The sequence below is a fragment of the Methylobacterium organophilum genome, assembly GCF_022179465.1.
Classification (GTDB): domain Bacteria; phylum Pseudomonadota; class Alphaproteobacteria; order Rhizobiales; family Beijerinckiaceae; genus Methylobacterium; species Methylobacterium organophilum.
Map to the genome: position 1 here is coordinate 259,028 of NZ_BPQV01000001.1, position 15,032 is coordinate 274,059.

Annotated in this window: 16 protein-coding genes; 13 read left to right on the forward strand and 3 right to left on the reverse strand. The window is 69.4% G+C overall.

Annotated features, from left to right (window positions below; genetic code table 11):
* Positions 1-198: 198 nt before the first annotated feature.
* Together MFF21_RS01135 and MFF21_RS01140 are read right to left on the reverse strand one after the other, a co-directional pair.
* Positions 199-768, reverse strand: coding sequence for a GNAT family N-acetyltransferase (locus MFF21_RS01135; RefSeq protein WP_238309348.1), 570 nt, complete (start codon positions 766-768; stop codon positions 199-201).
* A 158-nt stretch (positions 769-926) separates the two neighbouring features.
* Positions 927-2,093, reverse strand: coding sequence for a type III PLP-dependent enzyme (locus MFF21_RS01140; protein ID WP_238309349.1), 1,167 nt, complete (start codon positions 2,091-2,093; stop codon positions 927-929).
* 690 nt (positions 2,094-2,783) lie between these two features.
* On the opposite strand from MFF21_RS01140, the gene MFF21_RS01145 reads away from it, so the two are divergent.
* From MFF21_RS01145 to MFF21_RS01160, 4 genes are all read left to right on the forward strand, one after another.
* Positions 2,784-4,361, forward strand: coding sequence for a glucan biosynthesis protein G (locus MFF21_RS01145; RefSeq protein ID WP_238309350.1), 1,578 nt, complete (start codon positions 2,784-2,786; stop codon positions 4,359-4,361).
* The gene (locus tag MFF21_RS01150; protein WP_238309351.1) at positions 4,358-4,858 is read left to right on the forward strand and encodes a GNAT family N-acetyltransferase; all 501 of its coding nucleotides are present in this window, start codon (positions 4,358-4,360) and stop codon (positions 4,856-4,858) included. The genes MFF21_RS01145 and MFF21_RS01150 overlap by 4 nt, the downstream gene beginning before the upstream one ends.
* A gap of 140 nt (positions 4,859-4,998) precedes the next feature.
* Positions 4,999-6,090 carry an alkene reductase gene (locus tag MFF21_RS01155; protein WP_238309352.1) on the forward strand — a complete coding sequence of 364 codons (1,092 nt, stop codon included), beginning with the start codon at positions 4,999-5,001 and terminating at the stop codon, positions 6,088-6,090.
* An 87-nt stretch (positions 6,091-6,177) separates the two neighbouring features.
* Entirely contained in the window at positions 6,178-6,828 is a 651-nt protein-coding gene (locus MFF21_RS01160; protein WP_238309353.1) for an HAD hydrolase-like protein, read from the forward strand.
* 42 nt (positions 6,829-6,870) lie between these two features.
* On the opposite strand, the gene MFF21_RS01165 is transcribed toward MFF21_RS01160, so the two are convergent.
* A complete protein-coding gene (locus tag MFF21_RS01165) occupies positions 6,871-7,368 on the reverse strand; it encodes an outer membrane protein assembly factor BamE (protein ID WP_238309354.1) in 498 nt (165 codons plus the stop codon).
* A 148-nt stretch (positions 7,369-7,516) separates the two neighbouring features.
* On the opposite strand from MFF21_RS01165, the gene MFF21_RS01170 reads away from it, so the two are divergent.
* The 9 genes from MFF21_RS01170 (at position 7,517) to MFF21_RS01210 (ending at position 14,978) form a co-directional block, all read left to right on the forward strand.
* Positions 7,517-8,077 carry a ubiquinol-cytochrome C chaperone family protein gene (locus MFF21_RS01170; RefSeq protein ID WP_238309355.1) on the forward strand — a complete coding sequence of 187 codons (561 nt, stop codon included), beginning with the start codon at positions 7,517-7,519 and terminating at the stop codon, positions 8,075-8,077.
* The gene (locus MFF21_RS01175; RefSeq protein WP_238309356.1) at positions 8,074-8,610 is read left to right on the forward strand and encodes a YceD family protein; all 537 of its coding nucleotides are present in this window, start codon (positions 8,074-8,076) and stop codon (positions 8,608-8,610) included. Before MFF21_RS01170 ends, MFF21_RS01175 begins: the two co-directional genes overlap by 4 nt.
* Before the next feature lie 131 nt (positions 8,611-8,741).
* Positions 8,742-9,776, forward strand: coding sequence for a phosphate acyltransferase PlsX (plsX, locus tag MFF21_RS01180; protein ID WP_238309357.1), 1,035 nt, complete (start codon positions 8,742-8,744; stop codon positions 9,774-9,776).
* 14 nt (positions 9,777-9,790) lie between these two features.
* Entirely contained in the window at positions 9,791-10,768 is a 978-nt protein-coding gene (locus MFF21_RS01185; protein ID WP_238309358.1) for a beta-ketoacyl-ACP synthase III, read from the forward strand.
* A gap of 137 nt (positions 10,769-10,905) precedes the next feature.
* Positions 10,906-11,226 (forward strand): integration host factor subunit alpha, encoded by a 321-nt coding sequence (locus MFF21_RS01190; RefSeq protein ID WP_238309359.1) that lies wholly within the window; start codon positions 10,906-10,908, stop codon positions 11,224-11,226.
* 52 nt (positions 11,227-11,278) lie between these two features.
* Positions 11,279-11,752, forward strand: a complete 474-nt coding sequence (locus tag MFF21_RS01195) for a MerR family transcriptional regulator (RefSeq protein WP_238309360.1) — start codon at positions 11,279-11,281, stop codon at positions 11,750-11,752.
* Between the two features lie 51 nt (positions 11,753-11,803).
* Positions 11,804-12,223, forward strand: a complete 420-nt coding sequence (locus tag MFF21_RS01200; RefSeq protein WP_238309361.1) for a hypothetical protein — start codon at positions 11,804-11,806, stop codon at positions 12,221-12,223.
* A gap of 109 nt (positions 12,224-12,332) precedes the next feature.
* Positions 12,333-12,794 (forward strand): 4-aminobutyrate aminotransferase, encoded by a 462-nt coding sequence (locus tag MFF21_RS01205; RefSeq protein ID WP_238309362.1) that lies wholly within the window; start codon positions 12,333-12,335, stop codon positions 12,792-12,794.
* A gap of 231 nt (positions 12,795-13,025) precedes the next feature.
* A complete protein-coding gene (locus tag MFF21_RS01210) occupies positions 13,026-14,978 on the forward strand; it encodes a PrkA family serine protein kinase (protein WP_238309363.1) in 1,953 nt (650 codons plus the stop codon).
* Positions 14,979-15,032 lie beyond the last annotated feature (54 nt).

The following is a 15,032-nucleotide window of genomic DNA, read 5'->3' on the forward strand; positions in this document are numbered from 1 at the left end:
CGCGGCGGCGCCCTGTTGCCCCGCGCCCCCGCGAGCGTCAACCGTGTTTGCGCAGGCAACGAACCGGCGTTTTTCGCAAGGCCCCACGGGCGCGGCGGCGCGCGGATCGGGCGAGCCGTCCTTGCCGAAGGAAAGCGTCCCCCGGATGCAGGGGCTTAGCCCGTTTCGGGCAGGTGGCGGGGCGCGGGCGCCCGCGCCTCAGGCGGCCTGTCGTCGTGCCGCCGCCGCATCGGCGCCCACCGCGCCCTGCGCGACGAGGGGGACCCTATCGGGCGCACCGGTCGGGCGCAGGGTGCCGGCGGCCCCGGCCAGGGCGCCGGGCGTCAGCTCCAGGCCGAGGAAGCGCTCGCGCTCGAAGGGGCCGGGCATGAACAGCGCCTCCGCCTTCTCCGGCGCGAAGCCGAACCGGGCGTAGTAGGGCGCATCCCCCACGAGCAGCACCGCGGCGTGGCCGAGCCCGGCGGCGCGGGCTAGGGCCGCGCGCATCAGGCGGCCGCCGAGGCCGGCGCCCTGCAGGGCGGGATCGACCGCGAGCGGCCCGAGCAGGAGCGCGGGGCGGCCGCAGCCGGTCTCCACGTCCCACAGGCGCACGGTGCCGACGAGGCGGCCCTCGTCGTCGGTGGCGGCCAGGGCGAGGCCCTCGGCCGGCAGGCGGCCCTCGCGCAGGCGCTGGGAGCTCTTCAGGAAACGGCCCGGGCCGAAGCAGGCATCGAGCAGGCGCTCGCGAGCCGCGACGTCCGAGGCGATCTCATCACGGATCTGGATCACGGCCGTACCCTCCCAAGGTCGCATCGAGCGGGAAGAAACAGCCCTCGCACCTGCCGGGGCAGGCCGTCCGGGACACGTCGGTGGATCAGCGGCGCGGGGCATTCCGCGCCGTGCTTCTGGCGGAAAAGGCGTGAACGGAGCCTGACCGGACGCCCGGTTCAGATCACGATCTGCTCGAGGGGCGGGAAGCCGTTGAAGGCGACCGCCGAATAGGTGGTCGTGTAGGCGCCGGTGCCCTCGATCCAGACCTTGTCGCCGATCGAGAGGGAGACCGGCAGCGGGTAATGGTTCTTCTCGTAGAGCACGTCGACCGAGTCGCAGGTCGGGCCGGCGACCACGCAGGGGGCCATGCGGTCCTCGTCGTGGTCGGTGCGGATCGCGTAGCGGATCGACTCGTCCATGGTCTCGGCGAGGCCGCCGAACTTGCCGATGTCGAGATAGACCCAGCGCACCTCGTCCTCGGCCTCGGACTTCTTCGAGACGAGCACCACCTCGGCCTCGATCAGGCCGGCATTGCCGACCATGCCGCGGCCCGGCTCGATGATCGTCTCCGGGATCCGGTTGCCGAAATGCTTGGTGAGCGCCCGGAAGATCGCATCGCCGTAGCTCTCCACGCCCGGCACCGCCTTGAGGTACTTGGTCGGGAAGCCGCCGCCGAGATTGACCATCGACAGGCCGATGCCGCGCAGGGCGCATTCGCGGAAGATCATGGAGGCGGAGGCGAGCGCCCCGTCCCAGGCCTCGGTGTTGGCCTGCTGCGAGCCGACATGGAAGGACACGCCGTAGGCCTGCAGGCCCTCCCGGTGGGCGTGCTCCAGCACGGTCACCGCCATCTCCGGCTCGCAGCCGAACTTGCGCGAGAGCGGCCAGTCGGCGCCGGCGCCGTCGCAGAGGATGCGGCAGAAGACCTGGATGTCGCCGGTCTCGACACCGGCCGCGCCGGCGGCCCGGGCGATCTTCTCGACCTCGACCTGGCAATCGACCGCGAAGAGGCGGATGCCGAGCTTGAGCGCGCGCACCACGTCGCGCTCCTTCTTGATGGTGTTGCCGAAGGAGACGCGGTCGGGGGTCGCGCCGGCGGCGAGCGCCATCTCGATCTCGGCGACGGAGGCGGTGTCGAAGCAGGAGCCCATCTCGGCGAGCAGGCGCAGCACCTCCGGCGCGGGATTTGCTTTCACCGCGTAGAAGACGCGCGTGTCGGGCAACGAGCGGGCGAAGGCGGTGTAGTTCTCGCGCACGACCTCGAGGTCGAGGACCATCACCGGGCCCTCGTCACGGCCGAGATCACGGCGCACGCGCAGGAAATCGCGGATGCGATCGGTCATTGGTCGTCCCCACCAGGTTCGAGGCGCCGTCTTCGGGCGCAGAATCGAATCGGGACGGCTCCGGGGAGCCGTCGGCGTCAGGGGGCGATGCGTCGCGCGGCCGACCGTGCTTTGGAGACACGAACGTCCGTGCGGGCGCAGAGCACCCGGAAGCTGCCGTGGATTGGATGGGGAATCCCCAACCGCACGCCGGGCAAAGAGAAACAAGCCTCTTCGGTGTCGGCCTTTGGAGGGCCGACGAGACCAAAAAAGCCCGTTCGTCGTTGCTTTAAGCTGCGTCCCCCGTGGAGAGCGGGGTTCGCCGGTTTCGCCTCCGGCTGTCGGTTGTTGTCGGGGTCTGGTGTCGCCACCCGGATGCCGGCCGTAGGGATCCACCCTTGCGACCATCGATCCTTTAAGACCCCTGGCGGCTGTCCGGCAGTTGACCGGATGCCCACCAACCGACACGCGGCCACAGGCACGTGCGAAATTGGGCAGGCGCCATATACGCATCGGCCCCTTCGGGAACAAGCGCCCTCCGCGCGATTCCGAGCGGTTTTTCCCAGCCCTCACGGGAACGTTGCAGAATGGCCGCAGCCGGGCCGCCCGCACCTTTTCAAGGGCGCGGGAACGGTCCATTGATCCGGCTCGTCCGCCCCGCTCGACCCCACGCGCCGGCCCCGCGGACGGCCCGGCAGCCTGCACGGAATCATGACAGAGCCCACCCGCCGCGCCGTCGTCTCGGCCCTTGCCGCAGGCGGAGCCTTGAGCCTGTCCGGTCTGGCGGCAACGGCCGAGGAGAAGGGCTACGCGCCCCGCCCCTTCGGCTTCGAGGAGGTCGAGGAGCGGGCCCGGGCGCTCGCCGCCGCACCCTTCGACGCCCGGGTGCCGGCCCTGCCCCCCGCCTTCGCGCAGCTCGATTACGACGCCTGGCGCGACATCCGCTTCAAGCCGGGCAAGGCCTTCCTCGGGGAGGAGGGCAGCCGCTTCCGCCTGCAGCTCTTCCACCGCGGCTTCCTCTACGAGCGGCCGGTGACGGTGAACCTCGTGCGCGGCGGCATCGCCACGCCGATCCCCTACAAGGCGGACCTGTTCGATTTCGGGCGCACCAAGGTCTCGGGGCCGCTGCCGCTCGATCTCGGCTTTGCCGGCATCCGCATCCACACGCCGCTCAACAAGCCGGACCTGCTCGACGAGCTCATCGTCTTCGTCGGCGCGAGCTATTTCCGCTTCCTCGGGCGCGACCAGGTCTACGGGCTCTCGGCCCGAGGGCTCGCCGTGAACACCGAGGCGAAGGACGGCCCCGAGGAGTTCCCGTTCTTCCGCGAGTTCTGGGTGGAGGTGCCGGGCAAGGATGCCGAGACCGTCACGCTCCATGCCCTGCTCGACGGCCCCTCGCAGACCGGCGCCTACCGCTTCGTGGTGCGGCCGGGCGAGGAGACCATCGTCTCCGTGCAGACGACCCTGTTCCCCCGCCGCGCCCTCGGCCTCGTCGGGATCGCGCCGCTGACCTCGATGTACTTCATCGGCGAGACCGACCGGGGCCACAGCGACGATTATCGCCCGGAGCTGCACGATTCCGACGGGCTGCAGATCGCGGCCGGATCCGGGGAATGGCTCTGGCGCCCCCTCGACAACCCGCAGGCGCGGCGGATCTCCTATTTCGGCGACCGCGACCCGAAGGGCTTCGGCCTGATGCAGCGCGACCGGGACTTCTCGAGCTACCAGGACCTGGAGGCCGCCTATCAGCGCCGTCCGAGCTACTTCGTGGAGCCGGAGGGGGCCTGGGGCGAGGGCGACGTGGTCCTCGTCGAGTTGCCGACCGACAACGAGGCCGCCGACAACATCGTCGCCTTCTGGCGCCCGCGGCAGCCCTACCCGGCCGGCGCCCCCGTACGCCTGAACTACCGGATGCGGGCCCTCGCCGGGGTCAAGCTCCACCCGAACGGCCAGGTGCTCAACACCTTCCTCGCCGCCTCGGCGGCGAGCGGCGGGGCCCGCAGGCCGGAGGACCAGGACGCCCGCCGGCGCCGGCGCTTCCTGATCGATTTCGGCGGGGGCGACCTGCCCTATTTCCTGCCCGATCCCTCCGCCCTCGAAGTCGTGGCGAGCGCCACGGCGGGGCGGATCGCGGCCACCTCGATCACGCCGAACCCGTATGTGCGCGGCTTCCGGGTCGCCGTCGACGCGGTCCTCGACGGGCCGGGCACCACCGAGCTGCGCGCCTTCCTGCGCAGCAAGGACCGCACGCTGACCGAGACCTGGTCGTTTCCCTGGACCGTCGCGTGAGCGCCGCGGCTGCCGAGCGGGCGCCCCGCCTCGCCCCGACCATCCGGCCGGCGCGGATCGCCGACCTCGATGCGCTGGTCGCCCTGGAGCATGCCGCCTTCGCCGGCGACCGGGCCGAGCGCCGGGCGCTGCGCCACGCCATCCGCTCGCCCAGCATGAGCCTGCTCGTGGCGGTCGCGCAGGAGCGCGACGGCGACATCCTCATCGGCGCGGCGACGCTGGAGCGGCGCAAGACCAGCCGGATCGCCCGGCTCTCCTCCATCGCCGTGTCCCCGGCCCGGGCCGGGCAGGGCCTCGGCGCCCAGCTGCTCGCAGCGGCGGAGGCGGATTCGCGCCGCCACGGCCGCACCCGGCTGCGCCTCGAGGTGCGGGTCGACAACGGCCCCGCCATCCGCCTCTACGAGCGCAGCGGCTATGTCCGCTACGGCGCCAAACCCGACTATTACGAGGATGGCACCGAGGCCTGGTGCTACGAAAAGGCGCTGTCCGACGACTGAGCCCGCCCGCTGCGGTGCGAAAGAGGTGCGCGAGCGCACCTCCCGCCCCTGGCGCGCGGGATGATCCCGCCCAACCTGCTCTCTCCGAGTGGGCAATTGGGCCGGCACCCCGCGCGGGCCGCGCCGATCACGAGGATTTCATGCCGTCCCTGTTCGATCCGATCCGCCTCGGCAGCCTTGAGCTGCCCAACCGCATCCTCATGGCGCCCCTGACCCGGGGCCGCGCGACGCGCACGCACGTGCCGACCCCGATCATGGCCGAGTACTACGCCCAGCGCGCGAGCGCCGGCCTCATCATCTCCGAGGCGACCGGCATCAGCCAGGAGGGGCTCGGCTGGCCCTACGCGCCGGGCATCTGGTCGCAGGAGCAGGTCGAGGCCTGGAAGCCGGTGGTGAAGGCGGTCCACGATGCGGGCGGCCGCATCGCCCTGCAGCTCTGGCACATGGGCTACCTCGTCCATCCCGACTTCCTCGGCGGCGAGAAGCCCGTCTCCTCCTCCGTCGCGACCGCACCGAGCGAGGCCCATACCTACGACGGCAAGAAGCCCTACGGCGAGGCGCGGCCCCTGCGCGAGGACGAGATCCCGCGCCTGCTCGCGGATTACGAGAACGCGGCCAAGAACGCGGTCGCGGCCGGCTTCGACGGCGTGCAGATCCATGCCGCCAACGGCTACCTGCTCGACGAATTCCTGCGCGACGGCATCAACAAGCGCACCGACCGCTACGGCGGCTCCATCGAGAACCGCGTCCGCCTCGTGACCAAGGTTGCCCAGACCGTGGCCGGCGTGGTCGGCCCCGAGCGCACGGGCATCCGCTTCTCGCCGAACGGCCCGGTCCAGGGCGTGGACGATTCGAACCCGCACCCGCTGTTCGCGCTCGCCGCCGAGACGATGGCGCGCATCGGCCTCGCCTATATCGAGCTGCGCGAGCCGGGGCCGAACGGCACCTTCGGCAAGGCCACAGTCCCTCCGGTCGCCCCGGTGATCAAGAAGGCCTTCGGCGGCCCCGTCATCCTCAACTGCGACTATGACGGGCCGAAGGCGCAGGCCGCCCTCGACGCGGGCGAGGCCGACGCCATCGCCTTCGGGCGCCCCTTCCTCGCCAATCCCGACCTGCCCCGCCGCATCGCCGAGGGCGCGCCCCTCAACAAGGACGACATGCCGACCTGGTACAGCCAGGGCCCGGAGGGCTACATCGACTATCCGACCCTCGACGCGGCCAAGGCCGCGTAAGCACCCGCCATCGGACCGCACGAGGGAGGGCGCCGCGCGAGCGGCGCCCTTTTTCGTTCCCGCGGACCCCAACGAGAAGGCCACCCCTTGGACGCCGTCACGCGCCCTGCCTGTCGCCTCGTCGTGTTCGATTTCGACGGGACGCTCGCCGACACCTTTCCCTGGTTCTGCGGCGTGCTGAACGAGGTCGCCGACCGCTTCGGCTTCCGCCGGGTCGCGGCGCACGAGATCGACACCCTGCGCGGCCTCGACGCCCACGGCGTTCTCAAGCAGCTCGGCGTGCCCCTGTGGAAGGTCCCCGCCATCGCCCGTCACATGCACGGGCTCGCCGCCCGGGATGCCGGGACGATGCGGCTGTTTCCCGGCATCCCGGAGATGCTGGCCGCGCTCCAGGCACAGGGCCTCGCCTTGGCGCTGCTCAGCTCGAACACCGAGGCGAATGTGCGCCGCGTCCTCGGGCCGGAGGCGGCCGCCCGGATCGGGCACTACGCCTGCGGCGCGGCGTTGTTCGGCAAGGCCCGGCGCCTCCAGGCGCTGCTGCGGCGCTGCGGCGTCCCGCCGGGCGCGGCGCTGTCGATCGGGGACGAGATCCGGGACTGGGAGGCCGCCCGCGCCGTCGGCTGCCGCTTCGGCGCCGTGGGCTGGGGCTACACGCGGGCGGACGCGCTCGCGGCGCGCGGCCCCGATCTTCTGCTGAGCCGGCCGGAGGCGCTGCTCGAAGCCCTGGTGCCGGCCTGAGGCTCAGGCTGGCTTTCCGCGGAGGGTTCTTGGCGAGGGGCCTTACTGGCCCCGGTTCGCGCCCGGCACCACCGAGGCGCCCGCGCCCGAGCCGAAGGGCTCGTAGCGGGTCAGGCCGCGGAAGAGCTGGCTGAGGAAGGCGCGGTCGGCGCCGCTCGTCGGCGTGGTGCGCTCGATGAAGTCGAAGATGCGGCCGTCCTGCAGGCCGTAGAGCGCCACCCGCTCCACCCGCATGCCGCCGTTGAAATAGACCGCGGTCACCTTCTGGTCCTCGACCGACTCGCCCAGGAACAGCACCGTGCGGCGGGTGTTCTGGGTGATGTAGTACCAGGACTTGTTGCCCACGGTGGACACGGTGGAGGGCGTGCCGAGGATCTGCAGCACCTGCTCGGCGCTCATGCCGGGCTTGACGGTGGCGAGCGCCGCCTGATCGACCTGGTAGCCGTGACGCAGCTCCTCGCCGATGCAGGCGGAGAGCCCCGTGCCGACCAGACCGAGCACGGCGAGCCGTGCGAGCGAGGAGACGAGACGGCGCGACATCGAGGCCCCTTGTTCCGGAGGTGGCGCCCACCGCGATTTCTCTCGCGCGTCTACCGGGCTTGCACCTTGACCGTTGGCTGCCGTACCGCGGGGTTATGGCTTTGACAAGGCAAGCTCGGCCACAGCGGGCCGGCATCCGGAGGATGCGATGATCCTGAGCTTCCTGCGCCGCCGGGATCCGAACGGCGCGGCGATCCGCCTCCTCCACGCCCGCGTCAACGCGGCGGCCCGGGCGCCGGCCCTCTACGAGGGGCTCGGCGTTCCCGACACGGTCGAGGGCCGGTTCGAGGCCCTGTGCCTGCACGTGATCCTCGTCCTGCGCCGCCTGGATGCGCTGCCCGCGCCGGCGGCCGACGTGGCGCAGGACCTCGTCGATTCCGTCTTCCGCCAGCTCGACGCCTCCCTGCGCGAGCTCGGCGTCGGCGACATCGGCGTTCCCAAGCGTATGAAGAAGCTCGCCGCCGCCTTCTACGGGCGGGCCGACAGCTACGGCGCGCCCCTCGGGGCGGGCGACCGGGCCGGCCTCGCCGCGGCATTGGCGCGCAACCTGCTCGGCGCCGAGGCGGCCGAGGCGGGAGCCGGCGCCCTGGCCGATTATGTGATGGCCAGCGCCGGGACCCTGTCCGGCCTCGATCTCGACGCCCTGCTCGGGTCCGGCCCGTGCTTCGCCGACCCGGCATCATTCCACCACCCAGGGAGGGCTGCATGACGCGTTCTGACACCCGATCCGGGCCGACCCGGCCCGAGACCAGCCCGCTCTCGCGGTCGATGCCGGTCGAGCGGCTCCTGCGCAACCGCGCCGAGATCGTCGTCGAGGCGAGCGAGGCGGAATGCGTGGCGCTGGCGCAGGATTTCGGCCTCCCGGCGATCCGCGACCTCGTCGGCCGCTTCCGGCTCTCGGGCTCGCAGGAGCGGCTTCACGTGACGGGAAGCGTCGAAGCCATCGTGACGCAGACTTGCACGGCGAGCCTGGAAGGCTTCGAGGCGGCGGTGTCCGAGCCCGTGGACATCACCTTCTCCGACCTCGCGATGGACGAGGCCGGAGACGGTGCCGAGAACGTCGACACCCCCGACCCCATCACAAACGGCCGGATCGATTTCGGCGCTCTCACCGCGGAGTTCCTCGCGCTCGGGCTCGATCCCTATCCGCGCAAGCCCGGCATCGACTTCGAGACCGTGAGCGTCGGGGCAGATACGAGCCCATTCGCAGCACTCGGTCGCCTGCGCGAGGGGGAGGGCTGAGCCGAGCCCCGCAGTTTTCGTTTGCCCCCCGCCGCTCGATCGCTATTTTCCGCGCGCCATTGGGCGGGCCGCGTGACAGGCGTGGGTCCCGCGGAAGCTGAGCCTCTCCCCGAGGCAGCGACACGGAAGACATGTCGGCACGCGTTTGCATCTCGCTCGACGCCATGGGCGGCGATCACGGACCCTCGACCGTCGTCCCGGGCGCGGCCATCGCCCGGGAACGGCATCCCGAGACCACCTTCCTGATGTTCGGTGACGAGGCGGTGGTCCGCCCCCTCGTCGAGGCCGAGCCGCGCCTGAAAGGCGCCGTCGAGATCCGCCACACCACGGTCTCCGTCGCCATGGACGATAGGCCGAGCCAGGCGGTGCGCCAGGGCAGGGGCAAGTCCTCGATGTGGCGCGCGATCCAGGCGGTGCGCGACGGCGAGGCCCAGGCCGCGGTCTCGGCGGGCAATACCGGCGCGCTCATGGCGATGTCGAAGATCTGCCTGAAGACCATGGCGGGCATCGAACGCCCGGCCATCGCCTGTCTGTGGCCAACGATCCGCGGCGAGAGCGTGGTGCTCGATGTCGGCGCCACCATCGGCACCGATGCCGAGCATCTCGTCGAGATGGCGGTGATGGGCGCGGCCATGGCCCGCATTGTCCTCGACATCGACACGCCCTCGGTCGGCCTGCTCAATGTCGGCACCGAGGAGATGAAGGGTAACGAGGCCGTCAAGGAGGCCGCCCGTCTGCTGCGCGAGAACGACCCCGCCAATTTCTCCTATTACGGCTTCGTCGAGGGCACCGATCTCGGCCGTGGCACGACGGATGTCGTCGTCACCGAAGGCTTCACCGGTAACATCGCCCTCAAGACCGCCGAGGGAACAGCTAAGCAGATCGCGACGTATCTGAAGGCGGCTATGGGGCGCACGCTCTCGGCCAAGATCGGCTATCTCTTCGCGCGCCAGGCCTTCGCGGCCCTGCGCGAGAAGATGAATCCGAGCCGGGCCAATGGTGGCGTGTTCCTCGGGCTCGAAGGCATCGTCATCAAGAGCCACGGCTCGGAGAACGCGCAGGGCTTCGCGGCGGCAGTCGACCTCGCCCACGACATGGCCCGCCACGATCTGATGCGCACGATCCGTGACATGCTCGAGCGCACGCCCGCGGTCGTGCAGATTTAGAAAGGACCGATCAGATGGCGCTCCTGCGCTCCGTCGTCGTCGGCTGCGGCTCCTACCTGCCGAGGCAGGTCGTCACGAATGCCGATCTGGAAACCCGGGTCGAGACGTCGGACGAGTGGATCGTGCAGCGCACGGGCATCCGGCAGCGCCACATCGCCGGCCCCGACGAGACCACCTCCGTGCTCGGAGCGCAGGCGGCGAAGGCAGCCCTCGATCGGGCTGGTCTCTCCGGCGCCGACATCGATCTCGTCATCTGCGCCACCTCGACGCCAGACCACACCTTCCCGTCCACCGCCACCCAGATCCAGGCGATGCTGGGCATCGAGACCGGATTCGCCTTCGACCTCCAGGCCGTCTGTGCCGGCTTCGTCTTCGCCGTCGCGACCGCCGACCGCTATCTCGCCACCGGCGCAGCCAAGCGTGCCCTCGTGGTCGGGGCAGAGACCTTCTCCCGCATCGTCGACTGGGAGGACCGCACCACCTGCGTGCTGTTCGGCGACGGGGCGGGCGCCGTCGTCCTCGAAGCGCGGGAGGGCGACGGCACCACAGCCGATCGCGGCGTTCTGGCGAGCTGCCTGCGCTCGGACGGGCGTCACCGCGCGAAGCTCTACGTGGATGGCGGTCCGGGCTCGACCGGGACCACTGGCAAGCTGCGCATGGAGGGCAAGGAGGTCTTCCGCTTCGCCGTCGGCTCGGTGACCGATGTGATCGAGGAGACCTTCCGCGCCTCGGGCACCACCGCCGAGGATCTCAGCTGGTTCGTGCCGCATCAGGCGAATCGCAGGATCATCGAGGCCTCTGCCGACAAGCTCGGCATCGCCCGCGAGAAGGTGGTGCTGACGGTCGACCGGCACGGCAACACGTCGGCCGCCTCGATCCCGCTTGCCCTTGATGCCGCCTGCCGGGACGGGCGCATTCGCGAGGGCGACCTCGTGATGATCGAGGCGATCGGTGGCGGCTTCACCTGGGGCGCCGCCCTGATCCGCTGGTGAGCGGGCCGGCGCCGTTGCCCGAAGCGGCATGAGCTGTCAACCGCAAGCTTCGGTTGACCCACGCCTGTACGCCGATTAGCGTTCCGCATCATAGAGATACGCGGTCGCGGTCGAGTCGGCCCAAAGGGGGTGAACGCATGTCTGGGAAGACGGTCACACGCGCCGATCTGAGCGAGGCCGTCTATCAGCAGGTCGGCCTGTCGCGCTCGGAATCGGCGGCTCTCGTCGAAACCGTGCTCGCCGAGATCTGCGGGACCCTCGAAGCCGGAGAGACGGTGAAGCTGTCCTCCTTCGGCTCCTTCGTGGTGCGCTCCAAGGGCAAGCGGGTCGGCCGCAATCCGAAGACTGGCGTCGAGGTCGAGATCGAGCCCCGCCAGGTCATGGTGTTCAAGCCCTCCAACGTATTGAAGGCCCGCATCAATGGCCTGAACGGCACCGCGGATTCCGACGAGGATTGAGGGGGCCGAAGTGTCGCTGGTCTCGCGAAACGCCGTCCGCTGAGCCTCACCGATGCCGCTCGCCCTCAATCTCGCCTCCGGCCCGAACGAGGATCGGACCGACAAGCGCCCCGGCGCCTTCCGAACCATCACTGAAGTCGCCGAGGAGTTGGCGACGCCCCAGCACGTGCTGCGCTTCTGGGAGACGCGCTTTCCCCAGATCAAGCCGCTGAAGCGGGCGGGCGGCCGCCGCTACTACCGGCCCGACGACGTCGATCTCATCAAGGGCGTGCAGCACCTGCTCCATCGCCAGGGCTACACCATCAAGGGCGCGCAGCGTGTCCTGAAAGAGAAAGGCGTGCGCTTCGTGCAGGCGGTCGGGCGCGGCGAAGCCGAGGCGGGCGCCCCGGAACCGGAGAACGAAGCCGCTCCCGGGGAGACACTGTCGCCCGGCGGGCGCGTCGCCCTTGAGGGCGCGCTCGCCGAGCTTCGAGGCTGCCGTGCCTTGCTGCAGCGGCTCGAGGCCGGGGACTCCGAAGAGCCCTGACTCCGCGAGGGCCGTGATCGAACTTTGCGTGAGGAAGGGCGTTGAGGCGCCATGGCCGAGCCCCGCCGCCAGATGTCGCCGACCCAGGAGCTGATCGCCCGCGTCATGCGGATCGTGCGGATCTGCCCCGATGCCGCCTCGGAAGTGCTCGAGCTGATGTTCCTCGTCAGCCAGATCGAGGCGCTAACCACCGTTGATCGCGAATATCGCGATGCGCGCCGGGTGATCAGCCGCCTGCGCAATCCCCTCTGGGAGATGGGACCAGGCGAGCGCGAGCACCTACTCAAGGCCGCCGACACCATCCGCAAGGCCTGCGCGCTCAAGGAAAACGACATCCCAGTCACACCGATTGCCGATCTCGGCGAGCGCGAGCGCATCGAGAAGCATCTGCTCGCGGCCCTGAGCGGAGAACTTGACGCAACCCAGCTCGCCCGGGTGACCGGGGCTGTCGCCGCCGCCCTCCAACACTGATCGGTCCACAACCAGCGCGATCACCCTCGACGTGGCGTCCGCCGCCTCCCACATCGGGGACGCGGATCCGAGCGACGAACCGCGCCGTGTTACCGGGAGAGACCTGACGATGCCCGCCCTCCGTCCGACCACCGCCTTCTGTGCCGCGCTGTTCCTGACAGCGAGCCCAGCCCTGGCCCAGACCACGGTGACCCGCAGCGAGACCGCGGCACCGGGCAAGGTGGTCCGTCTCGTGATCGCCCCCAACCTCAAGAAGGACTGCTCGCCCGGCCCGACCCCGGAGATCCGCGTGACGGAAGCTCCGAAGAACGGCAAGCTCGTCACGAGAGCCACCAAGCTGAAGACGCCTGCGAGCTACCGCTGCCCGAACAAGGAAGCGGAGGTGCAGGCGCTCTACTACCAGAGCAAGGCCGGCTTCAGCGGCGCCGATGCGGTGACGGTGGAAATCAAGACCGCCGAGGGCACGGTCGAGAAGCAGGATATCCGCATCACCGTCGATGCGAAGGCCGGCGAGGGCAAGGCCGACGAGAAGAAGAAGGACGTCGGCTCCAAGGGCACGACAGACCTGTGAACAGCGCGCGGCTCTCCAGGCCTGCTTGCTGCAGCGCACAGGGGCTCTGTTGCCCCTGTGCGCGGGGCAATACCGAGGTAACCAGGCATCTAACCGACTTCGTTCGTTAAAGGTGTGACCCGTTTCCCACGCGGTGGATCCGTCGTCATTGCGGTGCGACAAAACATGCGATGTCAGTTGCATCGGAGTCGAGACAGGATGAAGCTGTCTCCAGCGTGAAGGGGTGTTCGAATGCCGACGCACTCGACGAACGACCTGTTCCAGAGCTTCGCTCGTGGTTACGAGGCGCGCCGAGACACGGAGATGACGCTCTCCGAGTATCTTGAGGCCTGCCGGGACGAGCCTCTGATGTACGCGAGCGCGGCCGAGCGCATTCTCGACGCGATCGGCAAGCCGGAGATGGTCGACACCGCCCGGGATCCCCGCCTCGGCCGCGTGTTCATGAACCGGACCATCCGGATCTACCCGGCCTTCTCCGAATTCTATGGCATGGAAGAGACGATCGAGCGGATCGTCTCGTTCTTCCGCCACGCGGCCCAGGGTCTCGAAGAGCGCAAGCAGATCCTCTATCTGCTGGGGCCGGTCGGCGGCGGCAAATCCTCGCTGGCCGAGCGCCTCAAGGCCCTGATGGAGGTGCACCCGATCTACGTGCTCAAGGCAGGGGATGAGGTCTCGCCGGTCTTCGAGAGCCCGCTCGGCCTGTTCGATCCCGAGACCATGGGCCAGGAGATCGAGGAGCGCTTCGGCATCCCACGGCGCCGGCTCACCGGCCTGATGAGCCCCTGGGCGCTCAAGCGCCTCGACGAATTCGACGGCGACATCTCGCGCTTCAAGGTCATCAAGATCCGGCCCTCGCGCCTGCGCCAGATCGCCATCGCCAAGACCGAGCCGGGCGACGAGAACAACCAGGACATCTCCTCGCTCGTCGGCAAGGTGGATATCCGCCGTCTTGAGACCCTCTCCCAGGCCGATCCGGACGCCTACTCCTATTCGGGTGGCCTCAACCGGGCGAACCAGGGCGTTCTCGAATTCGTCGAGATGTTCAAGGCGCCGATCAAGATGCTGCACCCCCTGCTCACGGCGACGCAGGAGGGCAACTATGTCGGCACCGAGAATATCGGCGCGATCCCCTTCACGGGCGTGATCCTGGCCCACTCGAACGAGGCCGAGTGGCAGTCGTTCAAGACCAATAAGAACAACGAAGCCTTCATCGACCGTATCTACGTCATCAAGGTGCCCTACTGCCTCCGAGTGACGGAGGAGCAGCACATCTACGACAAGCTGATCTCCCGCTCAGAGCTGTCGCAGGCCGCCTGCGCCCCGGGCACGCTGGAGATGCTGGCCCGGTTCTCGGTGCTCTCCCGCCTGCGCGAGCACGCGAATTCGAACTTGTTCTCGAAGATGCGCGTTTATGACGGCGAGAGTCTTCGCGAGGTCGATCCCCGCGCCCGCTCGATGCAGGAATACAAGGACACCGCCGGCGTCGACGAGGGCATGGACGGGATCTCGACCCGCTTCGCCTTCAAGGTGCTTGCCGCAACCTTCAATCACGACACCACGGAGGTCTCCGCCGACCCCGTGCACCTGATGTACGTGCTGGAACAGGCGATCCGGCGCGAGCAGCTCGCCCCCGAAACCGAGAAGCGCTACTTGGAGTTCATCAAGACCGAGCTGGCCCCGCGCTATGCGGAGTTCATCGGCCACGAGATCCAGAAGGCCTATCTCGAGTCCTACCACGATTACGGGCAGAACCTGTTCGACCGCTACATCGACTACGCCGATGCCTGGATCGAGGATCAGGACTTCAAGGACGCCGAGACCGGTCAGCTCCTCAACCGCGAACTCCTGAATCAGGAGCTCACCAAGATCGAGAAGCCGGCGGGCATCGCCAATCCGAAAGACTTCCGCAACGAAGTGGTGAAGTTCGCCCTGCGCTCGCGGGCCCAGCATGGCGGGCGCAATCCGTCCTGGACTTCCTACGAGAAGCTGCGCGAGGTGATCGAGCGGCGGATGTTCAGCCAGGTCGAGGAACTGCTGCCCGTCATTTCCTTTGGTTCAAAGAAAGACAGCGAGACCGAGAAGAAACACGGCGAGTTCGTCGATCGCATGACCGAGCGGGGCTATACCGAACGGCAGGTCCGGCGGCTGGTCGAGTGGTACATGAGGGTCAAACAGGCGGGCTGAGCGGGCTGCCCCGGACGATGCGGCGCCTGCCCGACTCTCCGCCGCACGTTCAAG